The 14,548-nt window shown below is 54.3% G+C and carries 10 protein-coding genes, 1 tRNA gene and 3 rRNA genes; 3 read left to right on the top strand and 11 right to left on the bottom strand.

Annotated elements, in window-relative coordinates:
• The first annotated feature begins 19 nt into the window (after nt 1-19).
• Nucleotides 20-586: a molybdenum cofactor guanylyltransferase MobA gene (gene mobA, locus IAI47_RS00410; protein ID WP_008926975.1), complete on the top strand. Its 567-nt coding sequence runs from the start codon at nt 20-22 to the stop codon at nt 584-586.
• 1 nt (nt 587) lies between these two features.
• Nucleotides 588-1,094, top strand: coding sequence for a molybdopterin-guanine dinucleotide biosynthesis protein MobB (mobB, locus tag IAI47_RS00405; protein ID WP_008926976.1), 507 nt, complete (start codon nt 588-590; stop codon nt 1,092-1,094).
• Between the two features lie 85 nt (nt 1,095-1,179).
• On the opposite strand, the gene rrf is transcribed toward mobB, so the two are convergent.
• From rrf to IAI47_RS00385, 4 genes are all read right to left on the bottom strand, one after another.
• A 5S ribosomal RNA gene (gene rrf, locus IAI47_RS00400) occupies nt 1,180-1,295 on the bottom strand.
• A 95-nt stretch (nt 1,296-1,390) separates the two neighbouring features.
• Nucleotides 1,391-4,298, bottom strand: a 23S ribosomal RNA gene (locus IAI47_RS00395).
• A 230-nt stretch (nt 4,299-4,528) separates the two neighbouring features.
• Nucleotides 4,529-4,603: transfer RNA gene (locus tag IAI47_RS00390), tRNA-Glu, on the bottom strand.
• Between the two features lie 88 nt (nt 4,604-4,691).
• A 16S ribosomal RNA gene (locus IAI47_RS00385) occupies nt 4,692-6,232 on the bottom strand.
• The 16S, 23S and 5S rRNA genes sit together here with 1 tRNA gene alongside, the layout of an rRNA operon.
• Before the next feature lie 534 nt (nt 6,233-6,766).
• Between IAI47_RS00385 and mdtD the strand changes: the two genes are divergently transcribed.
• Nucleotides 6,767-8,167 (top strand): multidrug transporter subunit MdtD, encoded by a 1,401-nt coding sequence (gene mdtD, locus IAI47_RS00380; RefSeq protein WP_003849472.1) that lies wholly within the window; start codon nt 6,767-6,769, stop codon nt 8,165-8,167.
• On the opposite strand, the gene rbsR is transcribed toward mdtD, so the two are convergent.
• The 7 genes from rbsR to IAI47_RS00345 all read right to left on the bottom strand — a co-directional run bounded on the left by rbsR (nt 8,164) and on the right by IAI47_RS00345 (nt 14,547).
• On the bottom strand, nt 8,164-9,147 hold the full coding sequence (rbsR, locus tag IAI47_RS00375) for a ribose operon transcriptional repressor RbsR (RefSeq protein WP_003849474.1): 984 nt from the start codon (nt 9,145-9,147) through the stop codon (nt 8,164-8,166). The genes mdtD and rbsR overlap by 4 nt on opposite strands.
• 13 nt (nt 9,148-9,160) lie before the next feature.
• Nucleotides 9,161-10,090 carry a ribokinase gene (rbsK, locus tag IAI47_RS00370; RefSeq protein ID WP_008926365.1) on the bottom strand — a complete coding sequence of 310 codons (930 nt, stop codon included), beginning with the start codon at nt 10,088-10,090 and terminating at the stop codon, nt 9,161-9,163.
• A 62-nt stretch (nt 10,091-10,152) separates the two neighbouring features.
• Nucleotides 10,153-11,028 carry a ribose ABC transporter substrate-binding protein RbsB gene (gene rbsB, locus IAI47_RS00365; RefSeq protein WP_003849477.1) on the bottom strand — a complete coding sequence of 292 codons (876 nt, stop codon included), beginning with the start codon at nt 11,026-11,028 and terminating at the stop codon, nt 10,153-10,155.
• Nucleotides 11,029-11,053: 25 nt separating this feature from the next.
• On the bottom strand, nt 11,054-12,025 hold the full coding sequence (gene rbsC / locus IAI47_RS00360; RefSeq protein WP_003849479.1) for a ribose ABC transporter permease: 972 nt from the start codon (nt 12,023-12,025) through the stop codon (nt 11,054-11,056).
• A complete protein-coding gene (gene rbsA / locus IAI47_RS00355; RefSeq protein ID WP_003849481.1) occupies nt 12,022-13,530 on the bottom strand; it encodes a ribose ABC transporter ATP-binding protein RbsA in 1,509 nt (502 codons plus the stop codon). The genes rbsC and rbsA overlap by 4 nt, the downstream gene beginning before the upstream one ends.
• A gap of 7 nt (nt 13,531-13,537) precedes the next feature.
• Nucleotides 13,538-13,957, bottom strand: coding sequence for a D-ribose pyranase (gene rbsD / locus IAI47_RS00350; protein ID WP_003849483.1), 420 nt, complete (start codon nt 13,955-13,957; stop codon nt 13,538-13,540).
• A gap of 182 nt (nt 13,958-14,139) precedes the next feature.
• Entirely contained in the window at nt 14,140-14,547 is a 408-nt protein-coding gene (locus tag IAI47_RS00345; protein WP_003849484.1) for a YgiW/YdeI family stress tolerance OB fold protein, read from the bottom strand.
• Between the last annotated feature and the right edge of the window lies 1 nt (nt 14,548).

The following is a 14,548-nucleotide window of genomic DNA, read 5'->3' as shown; positions in this document are numbered from 1 at the left end:
CATTAGCGAGGACACTCTCATGACAATATTAACCGGCGTCATTCTGGCCGGTGGTCAGGGCCGCCGCATGGGTGGTCAGGACAAAGGATTAGTGCACCTGAATGGCAGGCCACTTTATCAGCATGTGCTTGAACGGCTCAGGCCACAAGTGGACATTGTCATGATTAATGCCAATCGCAATATTGATCGCTATCAGTTAAGCGGGTGTAGGGTTGTTCAGGATGTTTTTTATGATTATCCGGGTCCACTGGCCGGTATCTACAGTGCGTTGATCGCCATTGACGGTGAATGGGCCGCTTTTTGCTCCTGTGATACACCTGCAGTGCCGCTTAACGTCGTGGAAAAACTGGTTGAGCAACGTGGAGACGCGCCAGCCGTCTGGGTTCGCTCACAGTCGCGCGATCACCCCACACTGGCTCTGATTCATCGTGATATGGCTGCACCTCTTTATGCCTATCTGCAGGCTGGTGAACGACGTCTTATGCACTTCCTGCGCGATCACGGTGGTCATGCAGTACTTCTGACTGACGATGAGTCTGCCTTTCGCAATATTAATACGCCCGATGATCTCAATGAGAGAGGTTGATATGTCCTTACCCTTACTTGCGATTGCGGGCTGGAGTGGAACCGGTAAAACGACGCTGTTACAGCAGGTGATACCGATTCTCAGCAGTAAAGGGATTCGTGCCGGGCTGATTAAGCACACACATCATCAGATGGATGTGGACACGCCAGGTAAAGATAGCTATCTGCTCAGAAAAGCGGGTGCCCATCAGGTGATGGTGGCCAGTTCGGAGCGATGGGCATTGATGTGTGAAACACCGGAAAAGCCGTCGATTGATCTGCCTTATCTGCTCAGCCGTATGGATCACTCTGCGCTGGAGATCGTACTGGTTGAGGGCTTTAAAGAGGAATCCGTACCTAAAATTATTTTATGGCGTGCAGGGATCAAGGGCGGAATTGATGAACTGCTTGATGAGCATGTGATCGCTGTCGCCAGCGACCAGAAACTGGCCCTGCACGTGCCGGTTTTGGATATAAATTGCCCAAATAGCGTTGCAGATTTCATTGTGGATTGGATGGGAAAGTGCTGAAGCCGGTAAATTCAGCGTGTTTTTCACGATCTGCAGACGTAAAAAAGCCCCGCACTTTCGTGCGGGGCTTCTTCACTTATATAATGCCTGGCAGTTCCCTACTCTCGCATGGGGAGACCCCACACTACCATCGGCGCTACGGCGTTTCACTTCTGAGTTCGGCATGGGGTCAGGTGGGACCACCGCGCTAAAGCCGCCAGGCAGATTCTGTTCTCCGCGCCGCCCGTGAAGGCCGCGCAGATTATTATCCGGTACAGGCTGAAAATCGTGTCTCTCAAAAACGCCTCTGGCGTTGTAAGGTTAAGCCTCACGGGTCATTAGTACCGGTTAGCTCAACGCATCGCTGCGCTTACACACCCGGCCTATCAACGTCGTAGTCTTCAACGTCCCTTCAGGACTCTCAAGGAGTCAGGGAGAACTCATCTCGGGGCAAGTTTCGTGCTTAGATGCTTTCAGCACTTATCTTTTCCGCACTTAGCTACCGGGCAATGCCATTGGCATGACAACCCGAACACCAGTGGTGCGTTCACTCCGGTCCTCTCGTACTAGGAGCAACCCCCCTCAATTCTCCAGCGCCCACGGCAGATAGGGACCGAACTGTCTCACGACGTTCTAAACCCAGCTCGCGTACCACTTTAAACGGCGAACAGCCGTACCCTTGGGACCTACTTCAGCCCCAGGATGTGATGAGCCGACATCGAGGTGCCAAACACCGCCGTCGATATGAACTCTTGGGCGGTATCAGCCTGTTATCCCCGGAGTACCTTTTATCCGTTGAGCGATGGCCCTTCCATTCAGAACCACCGGATCACTATGACCTGCTTTCGCACCTGCTCGAGCCGTCACTCTCGCAGTCAAGCCAGCTTATGCCATTGCACTAACCTCACGATGTCCGACCGTGATTAGCTGACCTTCGTGCTCCTCCGTTACTCTTTAGGAGGAGACCGCCCCAGTCAAACTACCCACCAGACACTGTCCGCAGCCCGGATCACGGGCCTACGTTAGAACATCAAACATTAAAGGGTGGTATTTCAAGGTTGGCTCCACGCGAACTGGCGTCCGCGCTTCAAAGCCTCCCACCTATCCTACACATCAAGGCTCAATGTTCAGTGTCAAGCTGTAGTAAAGGTTCACGGGGTCTTTCCGTCTTGCCGCGGGTACACTGCATCTTCACAGCGAGTTCAATTTCACTGAGTCTCGGGTGGAGACAGCCTGGCCATCATTACGCCATTCGTGCAGGTCGGAACTTACCCGACAAGGAATTTCGCTACCTTAGGACCGTTATAGTTACGGCCGCCGTTTACCGGGGCTTCGATCAAGAGCTTCTCCTTGCGGATAACCCCATCAATTAACCTTCCGGCACCGGGCAGGCGTCACACCGTATACGTCCACTTTCGTGTTTGCACAGTGCTGTGTTTTTAATAAACAGTTGCAGCCAGCTGGTATCTTCGACTGGCTTCGGCTCGGGGAGTAAATCCCTCCACCTACGCGCCAGCGTGCCTTCTCCCGAAGTTACGGCACCATTTTGCCTAGTTCCTTCACCCGAGTTCTCTCAAGCGCCTTGGTATTCTCTACCTGACCACCTGTGTCGGTTTGGGGTACGATTCTGTGTTACCTGATGCTTAGAGGCTTTTCCTGGAAGCTGGGCATTTATCACTTCAGCACCGTAGTGCCTCGTCGTCACGCCTCAGCGTTGATAAGGGACCGGATTTACCTGGACCCTCCGCCTACACGCTTAAACCGGGACAACCGTCGCCCGGCTGATATAGCCTTCTCCGTCCCCCCTTCGCAGTAACACCGAGTACAGGAATATTAACCTGTTTCCCATCGACTACGCCTTTCGGCCTCGCCTTAGGGGTCGACTCACCCTGCTCCGATTAACGTTGAACAGGAACCCTTGGTCTTCCGGCGAGCGGGCTTTTCACCCGCTTTATCGTTACTTATGTCAGCATTCGCACTTCTGATACCTCCAGCATGCCTCACAGCACACCTTCGACGGCTTACAGAACGCTCCCCTACCCAACAACACATAGTGTCGCTGCCGCAGCTTCGGTGCATGGTTTAGCCCCGTTACATCTTCCGCGCAGGCCGACTCGACCAGTGAGCTATTACGCTTTCTTTAAATGATGGCTGCTTCTAAGCCAACATCCTGGCTGTCTGTGCCTTCCCACATCGTTTCCCACTTAACCATGACTTTGGGACCTTAGCTGGCGGTCTGGGTTGTTTCCCTCTTCACGACGGACGTTAGCACCCGCCGTGTGTCTCCCGTGATAACATTCCTCGGTATTCGCAGTTTGCATCGGGTTGGTAAGCCGGGATGGCCCCCTAGCCGAAACAGTGCTCTACCCCCGAGGATGAGTTCACGAGGCGCTACCTAAATAGCTTTCGGGGAGAACCAGCTATCTCCCGGTTTGATTGGCCTTTCACCCCCAGCCACAGGTCATCCGCTAATTTTTCAACATTAGTCGGTTCGGTCCTCCAGTTAGTGTTACCCAACCTTCAACCTGCCCATGGCTAGATCACCGGGTTTCGGGTCTATACCCTGCAACTTAACGCCCAGTTAAGACTCGGTTTCCCTGCGGCTCCCCTATACGGTTAACCTTGCTACAGAATATAAGTCGCTGACCCATTATACAAAAGGTACGCAGTCACCCCCATAAAGAAGGCTCCCACTGCTTGTACGTACACGGTTTCAGGTTCTGTTTCACTCCCCTCGCCGGGGTTCTTTTCGCCTTTCCCTCACGGTACTGGTTCACTATCGGTCAGTCAGGAGTATTTAGCCTTGGAGGATGGTCCCCCCATATTCAGACAGGATACCACGTGTCCCGCCTTACTCATCGAGCTCACAGCACGTGTGCTTTTGTGTACGGGAGTATCACCCTGTACCCTGCGACTTTCCAGACGCTTCCACTAACACACATGCTGATTCAGGCTCTGGGCTGCTCCCCGTTCGCTCGCCGCTACTGGGGGAATCTCGGTTGATTTCTTTTCCTCGGGGTACTTAGATGTTTCAGTTCCCCCGGTTCGCCTTGCAGCACTATGTATTCATGCTGCAATGATGCACAGAGTGCACCGGGTTTCCCCATTCGGACATCGACGGCTGTAGCGGTTCATATCACCTTACCGTCGCTTTACGCAGATTAGCACGTCCTTCATCGCCTCTGACTGCCTGGGCATCCACCGTGTACGCTTAGTCGCTTAACCTCACAACCCACAGGCGTTTTACAACGCTGCGAGCTGCAAGCATTTGAGAGACTCGAACATGTCGCGCTTTTCATTCTTATTACGGAGAATGAAAACGACACGTCGTTTCAATTTTCAGCTTGTTCCGGATTGTTAAAGAGCAAATATCTCAAACGCGCCACGGCTGCTTACGCAACCAGAACGGTTTTGAGATACTGTATGGAGACACCTTTCACCTGTCACCAAGCAGGTGGCGTCCCCTAGGGGATTCGAACCCCTGTTGCCGCCGTGAAAGGGCGGAGTCCTAACCGCTAGACGAAGGGGACACGATAGTGTCACGACTTCGCAGCCGTCCTGCTCATTACTTTTTATCAGACAATCTGTGTGGACACTGCGCGGGAAGGTATCTTCAGGTAAGGAGGTGATCCAACCGCAGGTTCCCCTACGGTTACCTTGTTACGACTTCACCCCAGTCATGAATCACAAAGTGGTAAGCGCCCTCCCGAAGGTTAAGCTACCTACTTCTTTTGCAACCCACTCCCATGGTGTGACGGGCGGTGTGTACAAGGCCCGGGAACGTATTCACCGTGGCATTCTGATCCACGATTACTAGCGATTCCGACTTCACGGAGTCGAGTTGCAGACTCCGATCCGGACTACGACGCACTTTGTGAGGTCCGCTTGCTCTCGCGAGGTCGCTTCTCTTTGTATGCGCCATTGTAGCACGTGTGTAGCCCTACTCGTAAGGGCCATGATGACTTGACGTCATCCCCACCTTCCTCCGGTTTATCACCGGCAGTCTCCTTTGAGTTCCCGCCATCACGCGCTGGCAACAAAGGATAAGGGTTGCGCTCGTTGCGGGACTTAACCCAACATTTCACAACACGAGCTGACGACAGCCATGCAGCACCTGTCTCACGGTTCCCGAAGGCACTAAGGCATCTCTGCCGAATTCCGTGGATGTCAAGAGTAGGTAAGGTTCTTCGCGTTGCATCGAATTAAACCACATGCTCCACCGCTTGTGCGGGCCCCCGTCAATTCATTTGAGTTTTAACCTTGCGGCCGTACTCCCCAGGCGGTCGACTTAACGCGTTAGCTCCGGAAGCCACTCCTCAAGGGAACAACCTCCAAGTCGACATCGTTTACGGCGTGGACTACCAGGGTATCTAATCCTGTTTGCTCCCCACGCTTTCGCACCTGAGCGTCAGTCTTTGTCCAGGGGGCCGCCTTCGCCACCGGTATTCCTCCAGATCTCTACGCATTTCACCGCTACACCTGGAATTCTACCCCCCTCTACAAGACTCAAGCCTGCCAGTTTCAAATGCAGTTCCCAGGTTAAGCCCGGGGATTTCACATCTGACTTAACAGACCGCCTGCGTGCGCTTTACGCCCAGTAATTCCGATTAACGCTTGCACCCTCCGTATTACCGCGGCTGCTGGCACGGAGTTAGCCGGTGCTTCTTCTGCGGGTAACGTCAATCGGTAAGGTTATTAACCTCACCGCCTTCCTCCCCGCTGAAAGTACTTTACAACCCGAAGGCCTTCTTCATACACGCGGCATGGCTGCATCAGGCTTGCGCCCATTGTGCAATATTCCCCACTGCTGCCTCCCGTAGGAGTCTGGACCGTGTCTCAGTTCCAGTGTGGCTGGTCATCCTCTCAGACCAGCTAGGGATCGTCGCCTAGGTGGGCCATTACCCCGCCTACTAGCTAATCCCATCTGGGTTCATCCGATAGTGAGAGGCCCGAAGGTCCCCCTCTTTGGTCTTGCGACGTTATGCGGTATTAGCCACCGTTTCCAGTGGTTATCCCCCTCTATCGGGCAGATCCCCAGACATTACTCACCCGTCCGCCACTCGTCACCCAAGAGCAAGCTCTCTGTGCTACCGTCCGACTTGCATGTGTTAGGCCTGCCGCCAGCGTTCAATCTGAGCCATGATCAAACTCTTCAATTTAAGTTTGATTTGCTTAAACAAGTTAAGCGGTGCTCATCTGTAAAACGTCATAATGAATTTCATTATGTGTTCACTCGTGAGGCTTTGATATTTTGTTGCGTCCGGAGACGCTGATATCAATCCTGCGAGTGCCCACACAGATTGTCTGATAAATTGTTAAAGAGCAGCGCGAACAGTGCGTTAGCGTCCTGTCGCGAGGTGGCGTATATTACGCTTTCCTCCTGCAGAGTCAACCTCTATTTCAGAAGTTTTTCTCCGGCGGCGCAGTCCCCTGTGCCTCTCAACCCGCTTCCCGTTGCCGGTGTTCCGTGTCGATGGAGGCGCATTATAGGGAGTTTCCTCAGGCTGACAAGTGTTTCTTCGAATTAATTTACTGAGCGCCTCTTTTTTAAACGAACGGCTTAAAAAGAGACGTTTCATGGCCGAATAACGCACAAAAGTGGCAACGAAACGTTGTAAAGAGACCTGCCGTTGCCGATTGCGGGTGCTATTATTTTGCTTCTTCTCGCAGGATAACCCCAGGAAGGACACTCAATGATAAAATCCGCGCGCAGCATGGCTGGTTTGCCATGGATAGCTGCTATGGCCTTTTTCATGCAGTCACTCGACGCCACCATACTGAACACTGCCCTGCCCGCTATCGCCACCAGCCTCGACCGTTCTCCCCTTGCCATGCAATCCGCCGTCATCAGTTACACCCTGACTGTCGCTATGCTGATTCCGGTCAGCGGCTGGCTCGCCGATCGCTTCGGCACGCGCAAAGTGTTTATTGTGGCGGTATCGCTGTTCACCCTTGGCTCACTGGCTTGTGCACTCTCACCGACGCTTTCGGTGCTGGTCATGTCGCGCATCGTACAGGGCGTCGGTGGCGCAATGATGATGCCGGTCGCGCGACTGGCACTGTTACGTGCCTATCCACGCAGTGAACTGCTGCCGGTACTCAACTTTGTGACCATGCCAGGTTTAGTCGGGCCGATACTGGGCCCGATGCTGGGTGGCGTACTCGTCACTTACGCCACCTGGCACTGGATCTTCCTGATTAATATCCCGATTGGCATTCTCGGCATTATCTACGCACGCAAATATATGCCGGACTTCACCACACCTAAGCGCCGCTTCGACTTTTTCGGCTTCATATTATTCGGGGCTGGACTCGTGATGATCTCGATTGGGATTGAGCTGTTCGGTGAGCGGATTGTTTCTGCCTGGCTGGCCGGCGGGATATTACTCAGCGGGATCGTGCTTTTACTCCTCTATATAGTGCATGCCCGAAATCACCCTTCACCGCTGATCAACCTGCCGATGTTTAAAACCCGGACCTTCTCAGTCGGCATCGTCGGCAACATTGCCTCTCGTCTCGGCACCGGCTGTGTGCCCTTTCTGATGCCGCTTATGTTACAGGTTGGATTTGGCTTTTCCGCGATTATTGCAGGCTGCATGATGGCGCCAACCGCCCTGGGTTCGATTCTGGCGAAGTCGACGGTGACACAACTCCTGCGCTGGCTGGGCTACCGCCGTCTGCTGGTCGGCATTACCGCCATTATTGGCATCCTGATCGCCAGCTTCTCCCTGCAGTCACCCGCTGAAAGTATCTTCGTACTATTGCTTCCACTGTTTATTCTCGGCATGGCGATGTCTACGCAATTCACCGCCATGAACACCATTACGCTGGCCGACCTGAATGATGATAACGCCAGCGGCGGAAATAGCGTGCTGGCAGTAACGCAGCAATTAGCGATCAGTTTTGGTGTGGCCGTCAGCGCTGCGGTGCTGCGCTTTTATCAGGAGTTTGAAACCAGCACCATTTCACAGTTCCATGCCACGTTTCTGACTATGGGTATCGTTACCGTACTTTCGGCGCTGACCTTTATGCTGCTGAAAAACGGGGATGGACGTAATCTGATCAGCAATCGTGACAAGAAGAAAAAGCGCTAAACCGACCCCCGCACCACCAGTTCCGGCGTCAGCACCAGCGTTTGCTGACTGGCGTCGGGATCGCTGAGACGATGAATTAAGGTGTCTATCGCCAGTTCACCCAGCGCATCTTTCGGCTGATGGATGGTACTCAATGGTGGAGTGAGATAACGCGCCAGTTCAATATCGTCATATCCCATCACCGCCATCTGCTGCGGAATCCGCATCCCGGCCTGATAGAGCGCGTGATAAACGCCGACCGCCATTGCATCGTTACTGGTAAAGACGGCTTCTGGCGGCGTTTCCAGCGCCAGCAGTTCGACCATCCCGTTGTAGCCCCCCTGAAATTCAAAATCACCATTCACCACATAGCCGGGCAGAATCTCCAGGCCACTCTTTGTCATGGCGTTGCGATAACCTTCCAGGCGCATACGCGCAGGGGTTTTATCCTGTGGACCGGCGATACAGGCTATACGGGTATAACCGCAGTCTATGAGATGCTGAGTAGCCAGTTCGCCGCCCAGCAGCGCGTTATCCTGAATAATGTCACCGCGGCCTTCAAAGGGTGCCCAGTCCATCATCACCGTAGGTATAGAAGGATAACGGTTCAGAATATCTGCCGAAGGCAGGTGACTTTCAGTGCACATCATCAGCAAACCATCGACACGCTTCTGCATCAGCGTTTCCAGGCTGCGATTCATTCGCTCCTCGTCACCCGCCGTGTTACAGAGAATCAGGCTATAGCCACGCTGATAGCAGCTCTCCTCCACACCGCGCACCACTTCGGCATAAAAGGGGTTACTACTGGTGGTCAGCAGCATACCGATGGTGTGGGTCTGATTAATTTTCAGACTGCGTGCCAGCGCAGAAGGGGCATAGTTGAGATGACGTATCGCCTGCTCAACTTTTTCGCGCACGCCATCACTGACAAAGCGATTGTTATTGATCACGTGCGAGACAGTTGAGGTAGAGACGCCCGCCAGGCGAGCAACATCTTTCATGGTGCTCAAATGCTTAGCCCTGCTGCTGCAAAAAATCATCGATCTCCGTGCGCCACGGCACGGAGGGCTGTGCACCCGGTCGCGTAACGGCAATAGCGGCGGCGGCATGGGCAAATCGCACCGCGTCGTACATTGGCTTCTGCTCCAGTCGCGCGGTAATAAAGGCACCGTTAAAGGTGTCACCCGCCGCGATGGTGTCGATAGCTTTAACACTGAAGCCTGCAATACGCTGACCTTCTCCCCGCTCGCTCAGCCAGACGCCGCGGCGACCAAGCGTAATCAGTACCGTGCCGATGCCTTTGGCATGCAGCACTTCCGCAGCGCGTGCCGCATCTTCATCGCTGTTGACTGCAATGCCGGTCAGGCTCTCGGCTTCGGTCTCATTCGGCGTAATAATATCGATTAATGCCAGCAGTTCATCTGAAAGAGAGGTAGCGGGAGCCGGATTGAGGATAACCTGCGTATGATGCTGCCGGGCAAGCGTCGCAGCGGCCAGTACGCTTTCCAGTGGTGATTCCAGCTGCATTAATAGTGCATCAGCATCGGCGATGACATGCTGATGACGCGCCACGCAATCGGGTGTTAACGCCGCATTGGCACCAGAGTAAATGCCAATGTTGTTCTCACCGTCACCGTTGACGAAAATCATTGCCACACCGGTCGACTCGCCCTCGACCACCTCGACTGGCGTGGTATCAATATTGTCCTGCGTAAGCTGCTCACGAATACGTTTACCCATGTCGTCAGCGCCCACACAGGCGATAAATGCGATATCGGCACCGGCACGACCAGCGGCTACCGCCTGATTTGCACCTTTACCGCCAAACGCAATCTGATAATTCTGCCCGATCACCGTTTCACCGGGACGAGGAAAGTGCGCCAGATTAAGGATGTGGTCAGCGTTGATGCTGCCAAGAACGGCCAGTTTTGCGTTTTTGCTCATTAGGGGAGTCCGGAATAAGTGCGCCACCGGGAGGGTGGCGCGGTGCCCTGCTTTTCTTTGAGTTATTGAGTGACCAGCTTCAGGTCGACCGGATTGACCGCCTGCACTTTTTCACCCTTCAGCACTTTATCAGCGGTATCCACGCCGATCATGCCAATTTTTTCTGGCATCTGTGCCACAGTCGCAGACAGTTTGCCAGCTTCTACCGCTTTAACGCCATCAGCCGTGCCGTCAAAGCCCACCACGATCACACCAGTTTTTCCGGCGGTCTGCAGTGCACGCAGTGCACCCAGTGCCATTTCGTCGTTCTGCGCGAATACCGCCTGAACATCCGGGTGTGCCTGCAGCAGGTTCTGCATCACGTTCAGACCTTTAGTACGGTCAAAGTCAGCAGGCTGGCTGGCGAGGATCTGGAATTTATGCGCATCAGCGGCCTGTTTGAAGCCTTCGCCACGTTCACGGGCAGCAGATGTGCCGGCAATGCCCTGCAGTTCGATAATTTTGGCGTTTTCGCCCACTTTTTTGGCGATAAAGTCACCGGCCATTTTGCCGCCGAAGCGGTTGTCAGAAGCGACATGGCTGACAACGGTGCCCTGAGCTGCAACACGATCCAGGGTGATAACCGGAATCTTCGCCTGGTTAGCCATCTTCACGGCGTTACCCACGGCATCAGAGTCGGTCGGGTTGATCAGCAGCAGCTTCGTGCCGCGAACGGTCAGATCCTGCACGTTCGCCAGCTCTTTCGCCGGGTTATTCTGTGAATCCAGCACCACCAGGTTGTAGCCCAGTTTATCGGCTTCTTTCTGTGCACCCTCTTTCAGCGAAACAAAGAACGGGTTGTTCAGGGTTGAGACCACCAGCGCGATGGTATCTTTTGCCATAGCGCTGGTACTGAGCGTTGCGCCGAGGATCATGGCCAGTGCGGTTAACTTTTTCATCTTGTTATCCTGTGTAAGGTCAGAGTTATTTACTGCTTTTATTATCCACCAGCACCGCCAGCAGGATGACTACCGCTTTAACGATCATCTGGTAGTAGGAAGAGACGCCCATCAGGTTCAGGCCATTGTTCAGGAAGCCGAGAATCAGCGCGCCAATCAGGGTGCCGAAAATACGGCCTTTACCGCCGGCCAGGCTGGTTCCACCCAGCACGACCGCAGCAATTGCATCCAGTTCATAGCCGGTGCCCGCTGTTGGCTGTGCCGAAGAGAGACGCGCCACTTCAATGGTGCCCGCCAGCGCAGCCAGCATGCCACTCAGTGAATAGACGATAATTTTGACGCGATTCACATTGATGCCAGAGAGACGCGTTGCCGCTTCATTACCACCCAGTGCATAGATATAGCGGCCCAGGCGGGTGTGTTGCAGCATGTACCATGCGGCAATAAAGACCAGCGCCATCAGCCAGACCGGCGCAGGGATACCCAGTGGGCGACCAATACCAAACCAGCCCAGCAGATCGGCATTGGCACTGAAGCCGGTGTTAATCGGGCTGCCGTCGGTGTAGACCATGGTCACACCGCGCAGCAATAACATCATGACCAGCGTGGCGATAAAGGCCTGTACCTTGCCGCGTGCCACAATGGTGCCGGTCAGGCCACCGATTGCCGCGCCCAGTGCCAGCGAAGCCGCCACCGCGACCAGCGCATTGACTTCCATGCCCACCAGCGATGCACCCACTGCGCCCGTCAGGGCCAGCAAAGAACCCACAGAGAGGTCAATGCCTGAGGTCAGGATCACCAGCGTCATCCCGACGGCCATAATGGCGTTAACCGAGGTCTGCTGCAGAATGTTGAACAGGTTCGCCACGGTAAAGAAGTTCGGACTCTGGCTGGCCACCACGGCGATCAGCACCATCAGCGCAATCAGTGACTTCTGTTCCAGCAGCCAGCTTTTGCTAAACCAGCGACGGCTGGCCGGTAAAGTTTGGGTCGTCATACCACTAAATCCTCGCTGTGTTGCTTGCCTACGGCGGCTGCCATCAGGCTTTCCTGAGTGGCCTCTTCTCGGGTAAATTCGCCGCTGATACGGCCTTCATGCATCACCAGAATCCGATCGCTCATGCCCAGCACTTCCGGCATTTCCGAGGAGACCAGGATGATGCTCAGCCCTTCGGCTTTAAACTGGTTAATCAGTTGGTAGATCTCTTTCTTCGCACCGACATCCACACCGCGTGTCGGTTCATCCAGAATCAGCACGTTGGGCCGGGTCATCAGACCGCGGGCAATCGCCACTTTCTGCTGGTTGCCGCCCGAAAGCAGGCCAATCGGCTGCTCCATAGACGGCGTTTTAACATTGAACAGACGGATAAAATCGCCCACCGCCAGCTGCTCTGCTGCATGTTTCAGCGTGCCGCTGCCGTGACTGAAATAGCGCAAGGCCGTCAGAGACATGTTCTCTTTTACTGACATGCCCAACACCAGGCCATCACGCTTACGATCTTCGGAGATATAGACGATGCCATTCGCCAGTCCATCCTGCGGAGAACGCGTCACGACTTCCCGGCCATTGAGCCACAGATTGCCTTCGCGACGCGGCAATGCGCCGTACAGCACCTTCATCAGTTCGGTACGCCCCGCACCCATCAGGCCAGAAACGCCGAGGATTTCACCTTTGCGCAGGCTGAAGCTGACGTTCTCTACACCTGGTCCGCTCACGTTCTCCACTTTCAGTCGCACATCGCCTGGCGCCTGATCGATATGAGGATATTGATCTTCCAGCTTACGTCCGACCATCATCTCGATGAGGCTCTCTTCGGTCAGCTCGCTGACCGGACGTTCAGCAATAAACTGGCCGTCGCGGAACACCGTGACGTCATCGCAGATCTCAAAGATCTCTTTCATGCGATGCGAGATATAGACGATGCCGCAGCCCTGCGCTTTCAGTTCGTTGATCACGCGGAATAGAGACAGCGTCTCGGTATCGGTCAGCGCATCGGTCGGTTCATCCATAATGATGACCTGTGATTCGAAGCTCAGGACTTTGGCGATTTCGACCATTTGCTGATCGCCAATCGACAGATCCCCGACCAGCTTGTGGCTGTTGAAGCGCAGATTAAGACGTTTAAGCAGCGCATCCGCTTCGGCATACATACGCGGCCACTGAATACGGCCAAAACGACCTACATATTCGCGACCGAGAAAGATATTCTCCGCCACGGTTAACTGAGGGATCAGGTTCAGTTCCTGATGGATGATGCCAATGCCCGCTTCCTGAGACGCTTTCGGTCCACTGAAACGGGTCTCTTTGCCGAGCCAGCGCAGCGTACCGGCATCATATTGATAGATCCCGGTCAGCACTTTCATCATGGTGGACTTGCCTGCGCCATTCTCGCCCACCAGCGCCATCACGCGTCCTGCCCGAACATTCAGCGATGCACCCTTGAGGGCTTTCACACCCGGAAAGGATTTTTCAATGCCGTCGAGTTGCAGTAAAGGTTGCATAGCGGCCTCAGAAGGTCACACCGGCGCTGAGGATGACATTCGCAAACGGAGAACACTCTCCGCTGCGAATGACCGCCTGACTACGCTGCGTTTGTTGTTTGAATTGTTCATGACTGGTGTAGCTGATGGTGATGATATTCCCCTGGTGCTGTTGCAAGGCTTCGAGCACGGCGACAAGCGCACTATGAAGTTGCGGATTATGCTGCTTAATCTCTTCCGCGATCAGGGCGCTCTCTACCTGCATCTCCAGTGCGACAGCATTCACCACCTGCATAAAATCGGGCGTACCCGGCGTGAGCGCTAAGTCGATACGCTGCGGTCCTGCCGGAATCGGCAAGCCTGCATCGGCAATCGTCAGCGTATCCGTGTGTCCCAGGCGGGCAATCACATGAGAGAGTTCAGCGTTTAACAAGCGACCTTTTTTCATCTTTTCACTCCACAGCGAAACGTTTCGCTGATGGGAGTGTATGAAAAGGCGCCATCAACTCAACGGGCAAAGAAGAAATCTGTGATCGCCATCGAAACGTTTCGCTCACGCGAGGGGAAATTTGCATTAAGGCGGGGAACGGGCAGAAAAAAGGGCCGCAAATGCGACCCTGAAGCAAAAGATTAAGGCAGCTTTTTAACCTGCTTAACGTCCATCTCAATGCTGTTGAAATCTTTATCCAGTTCGCCCGTGAGCTCTACGTTATCTTTGGGCGTGATTGTCTGGCCGTTCCAGTGCTTGTGGTCGATTTCGACTTTCATGGTGCCGGTCTGGTCGCGGAACAGATAATCTTCTTTGCCGGTCTGTTTCTCCAGCTTGCCGCGCACGGTGATCCAGCTGTCATCTTTCATCTCTTCAGCCTGCTTCACGGTCACCACACTGGTGTGGTCTGCACTAAAGCCACCCTGTCCGGCTGCTGACTGTGTCTGTGTGGCTGGCGCGCTGGGATCAACAAATCCGCCCTGCTGCGCAGCGAAAACCGGGGCGGAAGCCAGCATAACGACGGCCAGAATTGCAGCATGCTTTTTCATG

This window comes from Pantoea sp. MT58 (genome assembly GCF_014495885.1).
GTDB classification, from domain to species: Bacteria; Pseudomonadota; Gammaproteobacteria; order Enterobacterales; family Enterobacteriaceae; genus Pantoea; species Pantoea eucalypti.
The sequence above is the reverse complement of the archived record's forward strand: the minus strand, read 5'-3'. Positions and strand labels throughout refer to the sequence as shown.